Origin of the sequence: Oscillibacter sp. KLE 1745 (assembly GCF_000469445.2) — a bacterium.
GTDB lineage: Bacteria > Bacillota > Clostridia > Oscillospirales > Oscillospiraceae > Oscillibacter > Oscillibacter welbionis.
Genome location: NZ_KI271764.1, coordinates 6,158 through 13,817, shown reverse-complemented (window position 1 = coordinate 13,817; position 7,660 = coordinate 6,158). Strand labels below are relative to the sequence as shown.

The 7,660-nt window shown below is 64.7% G+C and carries 8 protein-coding genes; all 8 read right to left on the bottom strand.

Features of this window, described 5'->3' with window-relative positions; genetic code table 11:
- Window positions 1-90: 90 nt before the first annotated feature.
- Entirely contained in the window at window positions 91-513 is a 423-nt protein-coding gene (locus HMPREF1546_RS15675) for a DUF3792 family protein (RefSeq protein WP_021752115.1), read from the bottom strand.
- A 65-nt stretch (window positions 514-578) separates the two neighbouring features.
- Window positions 579-968 carry a preprotein translocase subunit YajC gene (gene yajC / locus HMPREF1546_RS15670; protein ID WP_021748962.1) on the bottom strand — a complete coding sequence of 130 codons (390 nt, stop codon included), beginning with the start codon at window positions 966-968 and terminating at the stop codon, window positions 579-581.
- Window positions 969-1,042: 74 nt separating this feature from the next.
- Window positions 1,043-2,176, bottom strand: coding sequence for a tRNA guanosine(34) transglycosylase Tgt (tgt, locus tag HMPREF1546_RS15665; protein ID WP_021748961.1), 1,134 nt, complete (start codon window positions 2,174-2,176; stop codon window positions 1,043-1,045).
- A gap of 88 nt (window positions 2,177-2,264) precedes the next feature.
- Window positions 2,265-2,714, bottom strand: a complete 450-nt coding sequence (gene argR, locus HMPREF1546_RS15660; protein ID WP_021748960.1) for an arginine repressor — start codon at window positions 2,712-2,714, stop codon at window positions 2,265-2,267.
- Window positions 2,704-3,582, bottom strand: coding sequence for an NAD(+)/NADH kinase (locus tag HMPREF1546_RS15655; RefSeq protein ID WP_021748959.1), 879 nt, complete (start codon window positions 3,580-3,582; stop codon window positions 2,704-2,706). The genes argR and HMPREF1546_RS15655 overlap by 11 nt, the downstream gene beginning before the upstream one ends.
- The gene (locus tag HMPREF1546_RS15650) at window positions 3,579-4,403 is read right to left on the bottom strand and encodes a TlyA family RNA methyltransferase (RefSeq protein ID WP_021748958.1); all 825 of its coding nucleotides are present in this window, start codon (window positions 4,401-4,403) and stop codon (window positions 3,579-3,581) included. The genes HMPREF1546_RS15655 and HMPREF1546_RS15650 overlap by 4 nt, the downstream gene beginning before the upstream one ends.
- On the bottom strand, window positions 4,400-6,250 hold the full coding sequence (gene dxs, locus HMPREF1546_RS15645) for a 1-deoxy-D-xylulose-5-phosphate synthase (protein WP_021748957.1): 1,851 nt from the start codon (window positions 6,248-6,250) through the stop codon (window positions 4,400-4,402). Before dxs ends, HMPREF1546_RS15650 begins: the two co-directional genes overlap by 4 nt.
- Before the next feature lie 16 nt (window positions 6,251-6,266).
- Window positions 6,267-6,830 carry a hypothetical protein gene (locus HMPREF1546_RS15640; protein WP_025545655.1) on the bottom strand — a complete coding sequence of 188 codons (564 nt, stop codon included), beginning with the start codon at window positions 6,828-6,830 and terminating at the stop codon, window positions 6,267-6,269.
- Between the last annotated feature and the right edge of the window lie 830 nt (window positions 6,831-7,660).

Below are 7,660 nucleotides of genomic sequence, written 5' to 3'. Positions count from 1 at the left end.
TCCCCTGCCGCGGGAGACCTCCCGACTGTGGCCGCAGTCTCCGCGGCAGGGCTCAGATCTGTATTTTTGGTGAAATTCACAAGCGGCTTTTCAGGCCTTGCGGCCCCTGCGGACCGGACGGCGCTTCCGCTTCCTCCGGCGCCCGCCCAGCAGGCCCGCCAGAAGTCCCCCGCCTGCGCCGCACAGCAGCAGCACGCCCCCGCGGCCCAGCCAGGTGATCTGCTGCCAGCACAGCAGCGCCACAGCCACCACCGCCAGCAGAAAGCCTGCGGCGCTCACCATGGCGCTGGCCAGGCTGCCCCAGGAGGAGCGGCGGACGCTGAGCATGGCCCCGGCGAAGGACGCCAGACAGCACGACGCCGCCACAGCGGGAAAGCTCCCCTCCTCCGGCAGCACCGCCTTCACCACCAGCGCGGACAGCAGCACCGTCAGCAGCAGATAGATCCCCAGAGACAGCGCCGCGCCCTCTACGAACACCAGCCACAGGGCTGTCTGTTTCCGCCCGTTACCCATAAAAATTCCTCCCCTGTCATCGCTCTATCCGAGCTTATGACAAGGGAGGGTGGTTTTATGATGGGTTAGTCCTTCTTTTCCTCTTCAGAGGATGCATCGGTCTCCTCGGCGGGAGCCTCGGGGATCTCCTCGGTCTTCTTGACCTCGTCCTCTTTCTTCTCCTCCTTGGAGGACTTCTCCTCGCCGGAGGACTGGACACCGGTGGTGGAGACGGCCCACTTGGTCAGCTCCATACGAACCCGGTCGTCGCTGGTCTCGATGACGATGGTGTCCGGCTTGACCATGACGATCTTGCCCACGATGCCGCCGATGGTGGTGATGGTGTCGCCCTTCTTCAGGCTGTCCCGCATCTCCTGAGCCTTTTTCTTCCGCTTGTTCTCCGGGCGGATCAGCATGAAGTAGAACACCGCAATGAGAACAACCAGCATGATGATAGAGGAGGAAGCGCCTTCCATAACAACAAAACTCCTTTTCGTTCCAAAGTCAGAATGACAATATTATAGCAGATATACCAGCTTTTGCAAGGGGGTCATGCGCGTTTTTCCAAATTTCCGCTGTAACGGGCCCGAAAATCCGCGAACGTCCCTTCGTCCAGGGCCCGGCGGATGCGGGCGGCCAGCTCATTGTAGAAGTACAGGTTGTGCAGCACCGCCAGCCGCAGGGCCAGCACCTCATCCGCCTTGAACAGGTGCCGGATGTACGCCCGGGAGAAGCGGCGGCAGGCGGGGCAGCCGCAGCTCTCGCTGATGGGCCGGGGGTCGGTGGCGTACTTCTCGTTGAGGATGTTCACCGTGCCCTCCCAGGTGAAGAGCTTGCCATGGCGGCCGTTGCGGGAGGGCATCACGCAGTCGAAGAAGTCCACGCCCCGGGCCACGCCCTCGATGATGTTGCTGGGAGTGCCCACGCCCATGAGGTACCGGGGCTTGTCCTTGGGCATGTGGGGCTCCACCGCGTCGATGATCTCGTACATCACCTCCGCGGGCTCCCCCACCGCGAGACCCCCGATGGCGTAGCCGTCGCAGTCGATCTTGGCGATCTGGTCCATGTGCCACACCCGCAGGTCCGCAAACGTGGCGCCCTGGTTGATGCCGAAGAGCATCTGCCCCGGGTTCACCGTGTCCGGCAGGGCGTTGAGGCGGTCGTGCTCGGCCTTGCACCGCTCCAGCCAGCGGGCGGTGCGCTCACAGCTGGCCTTGGCGTATTCGTAGGTCGCGGGGTTCTCCACGCACTCGTCAAAGGCCATGGCGATGTCGCTGCCCAGGTTGGACTGGATCTGCATGGACTCCTCCGGCCCCATGAAGATCCTGTGCCCGTCGATGTGGGAGGCGAAGGTGACCCCCTCCTCCCGGATCTTCCGCAAAGAGGCCAGGGAGAACACCTGGAACCCGCCGGAGTCCGTCAGGATGGGGCCGTCCCAGTCCATGAACTTGTGGAGCCCCCCCATCTGCCGGACGATATGGTCGCCCGGCCGCAGGTGCAGGTGGTAGGTGTTGCTGAGCTCGATCTGGCAGCCCACCTCCTTCAGATCATGGGCGGAGACGCCGCCCTTGATGGCCCCCTGTGTGCCTACGTTCATGAACACCGGCGTCTGGACCACGCCGCCGTGGGCGCAGGAGAATTCGCCGCGCCGGGCGCGGCCCTCGGTTTTCAGCACTTTGAACATCCAGTGATCTCCTTAATATCGAATCTGTTCCATATTTTGTAGGGCGCATCCCGTTGGACGGGAGGAACCGGCTCCCGCCGGGGATGCCTCACAGCATCTCCTTGATCTCCTCGCAGAAGCTGGCCGCGGACTCCGTGTCCCGCATCACCAGAAAGGCCGTGTCGTCTCCCGCCAGGGACCCCACCATGTAGGCGACGCCCATGTCGTCCAGCGCGGCGCAGGCGGCGCTGGCCAGGCCCGGCATGGTCTTGATGACCACGATGTTCTGTGCGCTGTCGATGCTGGTGATGCTCTCCCGGAAGATGGTCCGCAGCTTCTCCGCGAAGTTCAGCCGGGTCCGGTTGCCGGACACGGCGTACTTGTACACTCCATGGCCCACCGGCTCCTTGATGAGGTGCATCTGCTTGATGTCCCGGGAGATGGTGGCCTGGGTGCTGGTGATCCCCCGCTCCTGGAGACGGACGAGCAGCTGCTCCTGGGTCTCGATATTCTCCTGGCTGATGATCTCCAGGATCATGCTCTGCCGGTCATTTTTCATCTTCAAATCCTCCTGGCAGCATTTTTTGTGCAAAGATCTCACAGAAGCTCCGCTCCGACAGCCGCACCAACCGCACGGTGTGCTTGGACCGGCGGACCTGGATCTTGTCGTCGGCCTTCAGGGAGAAGGCCCGGCTCTCGTCCACGAACAGATACACCGGCTTGCGGCCGTTGCGCTCCAGCTCGATGGTCAGCGTGTGCTCCGGCGAGAGGACATAGGACGAAAAGCGCATGTTGTGGGTGCAGATAGGACAGACCACCATGGTCTGGGCCACCGGCTCCACCACCGGCCCCCCGGCGGACAGGGAGTAGGCCGTGGACCCGGTGGGCGTGGCCACGATGACGCCGTCTCCGGCGATATCCGCCAGGTGCCGCCCGTCGGAGGAGATCTTCAGATGGATCACATGGGAGATGGGACCCTCCCGGATCACCGCATCGTTCAGGCCCAGATTCGTGTAGATCTGGCGGCCCTCCCGCTGGACGGTCACGTCCAGCATCATCCGCTGTTCCGTCTGGAAGTCCCAGTCCTTCAGCTTCCGCAGGGCCTCCAGCTCCCCGGCCTCCAGCTCCGCGATGAAGCCCAGGCCCCCCATGTTGATGCCCAGCACCGGAATCTTGTTCAAGGCCACCAGCTTGGCGAGATGCAGGATGGTGCCGTCCCCGCCGAAGGTAATCAGCAGGTCGGCGCTTTTCAGCTCCGCCGTCAGGGGCCGGGTCTTGTAGTCCCCATAGGCCCCGTCCTTCTGGTCCTTGAAGGGGGGACACACCACCGTCTGGAAGCCCATCTGCCGCAGAATGGCGTCTGCCCTGCGGGTGGTCTCCATGCCCCGGTCTCGGTTGGGGTTGGGGCAGAGGATGATCTTTTTCATGGGTTGCCTCCCTCTCCGTGCTCCTTCAGGGTCTGGTGAGACTCGTCCACCAGGGCCTTCAAGTCAAATGTACGCTCCTGCCGGGGACCCTTTTCCAGATATCCCAGGTACTCGATGTTCCCCTCCGGGCCCCGGATGGGGGAATAGGTCAGTCCCAGCACTATGAAGCCCGCGTCCCCGGCGTGGTCCAGAAAGTGCTCCAGCACCTCCAGGTGGACCGCCGGGTCCCGGACCACGCCCTTCTTCCCCACCTTCTCGCGCCCGGCCTCGAACTGGGGCTTCACCAGGCAGGCGGCGTGGCCGCCGTCCTTCAGCAGGCCGTTCAGGGGCGGCAGGATCAGCTTCAGGGAGATGAAGCTCACGTCCACGGAGGCGAAGTCCAGCGCGTCCGGCACCTGCTCGTGGGTGAGATACCGGGCGTTGGTCCGCTCCAGGCACACCACCCTGGGGTCGCTGCGGAGCTTCCAGGCCAGCTGGCCGTAGCCCACGTCCACGGCGTAGACCTTCTCCGCGCCGTTTTGCAGCATACAGTCGGTGAAGCCGCCGGTGGAGGCGCCGATGTCGGCGCAGACGGCGCCGTTCAGGTCGATGGGGAAGGCGGCCATGGCCTTCTCCAGCTTCAGCCCGCCCCGGCTGACGTATGCCAGCGTGCCGCCCCGGACCTCGATCTGGGCGTCCTCCGCCACGGCGGTGCCGGGCTTGTCCACCCGCTGGCCGTTCACAAAGACCTCGCCGCTCATGATGACCGCCTGGGCCCGCTGGCGGCTCTCCTGAAGGCCCCGCTCCGTCAGCAGGACGTCCAGCCGTTTTTTTTCACTCATGTACGCGCCTCCTGTACCGCCCGGGCGATGCCCGCGGCGTCGATGCCTGCCTGATGCTCCAGCTGGGGCACGGTCCCCTCCGGCAGGAAGGTCTTGCCCAGGTTGATGAGCACCAGCTTCTCCGGCGCCTGGCCGTGCTGGGCCAGGATGGCCGCCGTCCGCTGGCCCACGCACCCGGCGCCGAAGGCATCCTCCGCCACTGCCAGCAGCTTCTTCCCCGCCAGCCAGGGCGCCAGCGTCTCATACTCCAGGGGGGAGATCTGATTCAGCTTCAGCACCTCGGTCCTGACGCCCTGCCGTTCCAGCAGGTCCGCCGCCGCCAGGGCCTGATTCACCAGCACGCCGTAGGTGAGGAGCGTGACGTCCTCCCCCTCCCGGAGCCGGACCACCGGCGCACCGGACCGGTCCTCCCGGTAATCGCCCTCGCCGCCCCGGGGATACCGGACCGCCACAGGCCCGTCGATCTCAAACAATGCCTGCCGCAGCATCCGCCGCAGTTCCGCAAAGCTGGCAGGGCACAGCACCGTAAACCCGGGGATCTCCGACAGGAACAGCGCGTCGAAGCAGCCGTGGTGAGTCTCGCCGTCGGCCCCCACCAGACCCGCCCGGTCCACCCCCAGCACCACATGGAGCCGCTGGAGGGCCACGTCATGGATCAGCATGTCGTAGCCCCGCTGGAGGAACGAGGAGTACACGGCAAACACCGGGAGCATCCCCTGCTTGGCCAGGCCCGCGGCCATGGCGACGCCATGCCCCTCAGCGATGGCCACATCGAAGAACCGGTCCGGGAACTCTTTGGCAAAGGGGGCCAGGCCGGTGCCGTCCGCCATGGCGGCGGTGATGGCGCAGACGCGCCCGTCCTCCGCGGCGCAGGCGGCCAGCGTCCTGCCGAACACAGCAGAGAAGTCGTCTCCCCCGCTCTTCTTCACAAGGCCCGTCTCCGGATCGAATGGCCCCACGCCGTGGAACTTGTCCGGGTTCTGCTCCGCGAAGGAGTAGCCCCTGCCCTTCACGGTCTTCACGTGGACCACCACCGGGCACTGGAGCTCCCGGGCCCAGGCCAGCACGTGGACCAGCCGGTCCAGGTCGTGGCCGTCGATGGGCCCCAGGTAGGTGAAGCCCATGTCCTCAAACAGGGTGCTGCCGGGCCACAGGGCCTTTTTCAGGGACGTCTTGACCTTGTGGTTGAACCGGTACAGCGGGTTCTCCATGGGGTGCTGTCCGAACAGGCCCCGGTACCACTTCTTGAAATGGTAGTAGGCAGGCTTGGAGCGGATCTGGCTCAGATGGCTGTCCACCGCCCCCACGTTGGGGTTGATGGACATGCCGTTGTCGTTGAGAAGGACGATCAGGGGCTCGCCGGAGGCACCGGCGTTGTTGAGGCCCTCATAGGCCAGTCCCCCGGTCAGGGCGCCGTCCCCGATCAGCGCCAGAACACTGTAATCCAAGTGCTGTAAAGTTCTTGCTCTTGCCATCCCAAGGGCCACGGAGACGGAGTTGGAGGCATGTCCGGCGATGAAGGCGTCGTGTTCGCTCTCTCGGGGCTTGGGGAAGCCGGAGAGGCCGCCGAACTGTCGCAGGGTGTCAAACAGCGCCTGCCGGCCGGTGAGGGCCTTGTGGACGTAGCACTGGTGCCCCACGTCGAACACCAGCCGGTCCTTCGATGTGTCGAAGACCCGGTGGATGGCCACCGTCAGCTCCACCGCTCCCAGGTTGGAGGCCAGATGGCCGCCGGTTTTGGACACATGCTCCACCAGGAACTGCCGCAGCTCCCGGCACAGGGGCTCCAGCTGTTCCCGGTCCAGGGCCTTCACGTCCGCCGGGGTATGGATATTCTCTAAGATCAAATGACCCAGCCTCCTCTCAGCGGTGGAACAGGTGCAGAAACCTTCCCACCCAGTAGACCACGCTGGTGCTTTTGTTCAGGGCCACCGTCTTGCCCAGGGCCTTGCCGCCGATGGTGAGGCCGGACACCAGGGCCGTCACCGCCACGCTCAGCAGCACGCTCTCCGGCAGGGCAAAGGCCGTCTGGAGCCGCACCACGATCACGGCGGTGGTGGTCCCGCTGACGATGCCGCAGATGTCCCCCACCACGTCGTTGCAGACGCTGGACACCCGCCCGGCGTTCCGCAGCAGGACCAGCGCCTCCTTGGCGCCGGGCTCCTTGTGGGCGGCCATGGAGTGAAAGGGCCTGGGGTCCGCCGCCGTGACCGCCACGCCGATGATGTCGAACAGGATGCCCAGGCCGATGAACACCGCCAGCACCAGCGCGGCAGCCGCCGCGCCCGCGCCGCTGAGACTGGTCTCCGACGCAAGGCTCAATGCCGCAGACAGGACGATGGCAAGAAAAAAGACCTGCACGGCCCACCGGTAGGGGCCCGGCCTCTCCCGCTCCCGTCCGCGCTTTCGCTTTGGGGTATCGCTCAAAAAAAGTCCCTCCACTTGGGAATGAATTCCAGTTGGCTAAGTCGGCGGCGGCGGAAAAGGTAAATCTTACGGCTTAGGTACGGGTTGGATTTCCCCGCGGCACACCTCTCGTTGCCGATGGAGGCGGTTCCCCCTTCGGTGCCGCGGCACAGTGTCGCCAGCCATGCCACCCGATCGCCACTTAGTCCGCACTGCAATCCCTTTTCAGCCCGGTCAGGACAGCCTAGGTGATTTCCACCCCAGTCGATCCGTCCCTTTAGCCTCTTTTGCAAACCGGGTTTCAGGGGGCGATCAAACGGGCCCTCTGGCCAGAGGGCCCCGCCTGTTGTTCCCCCATCCACCCGCCTCACGCAAGGCAGGCTACGTCTGCACACAGCGTTACGGCCCCGCAGGGCCGATGCACCGCGCTGCAGGTTCATCAGCTGCTTCGTACGCGGCCCGGAATACCACACTGGGAGTACGTCCGCGCACAAGAACAGGTCTCCACGGAAACAGGGTCGTCATCACCATGCCATTGGAAAGCGCCCTGAGTCCGCAAGCGCAGGCAAAGCCAGGCTTCCCCCCAGCACCCACCCGAAACTGGGCGTATCAAGCAGGCACCAGAGGTTTCATCGGTGTGCCCTTCAGAGGATTTTTAGCCCCTCCTTCGGAGACGGATGATCTGACTAGAATACTGCGCCGCCGCTTAGCGCCATACAGTATATCACAAATCTAATAAATATACAACATATTCCGTATATGCGTCCGTAAATTTTTTGTGACCGGCCGGGCTGTCCTCCCGATGCGGACAGTCCCCGGCGCCGGACAGAAAAGGGGCCGCCGGACGGCGG

What these genes read in the sequence shown, in the direction of transcription:
- argR (WP_021748960.1), bottom strand. Translation starts at nt 2,714, where the DNA reads ATGAAAAATGACCGGCAGAGCATGATCCTGGAGATCATCAGCCAGGAG.
- yajC (WP_021748962.1), bottom strand. Translation starts at nt 968, where the DNA reads ATGGAAGGCGCTTCCTCCTCTATCATCATGCTGGTTGTTCTCATTGCG.
- HMPREF1546_RS15650 (WP_021748958.1), bottom strand. Translation starts at nt 4,403, where the DNA reads ATGAGTGAAAAAAAACGGCTGGACGTCCTGCTGACGGAGCGGGGCCTT.
- tgt (WP_021748961.1), bottom strand. Translation starts at nt 2,176, where the DNA reads ATGTTCAAAGTGCTGAAAACCGAGGGCCGCGCCCGGCGCGGCGAATTC.
- HMPREF1546_RS15675 (WP_021752115.1), bottom strand. Translation starts at nt 513, where the DNA reads ATGGGTAACGGGCGGAAACAGACAGCCCTGTGGCTGGTGTTCGTAGAG.
- HMPREF1546_RS15655 (WP_021748959.1), bottom strand. Translation starts at nt 3,582, where the DNA reads ATGAAAAAGATCATCCTCTGCCCCAACCCCAACCGAGACCGGGGCATG.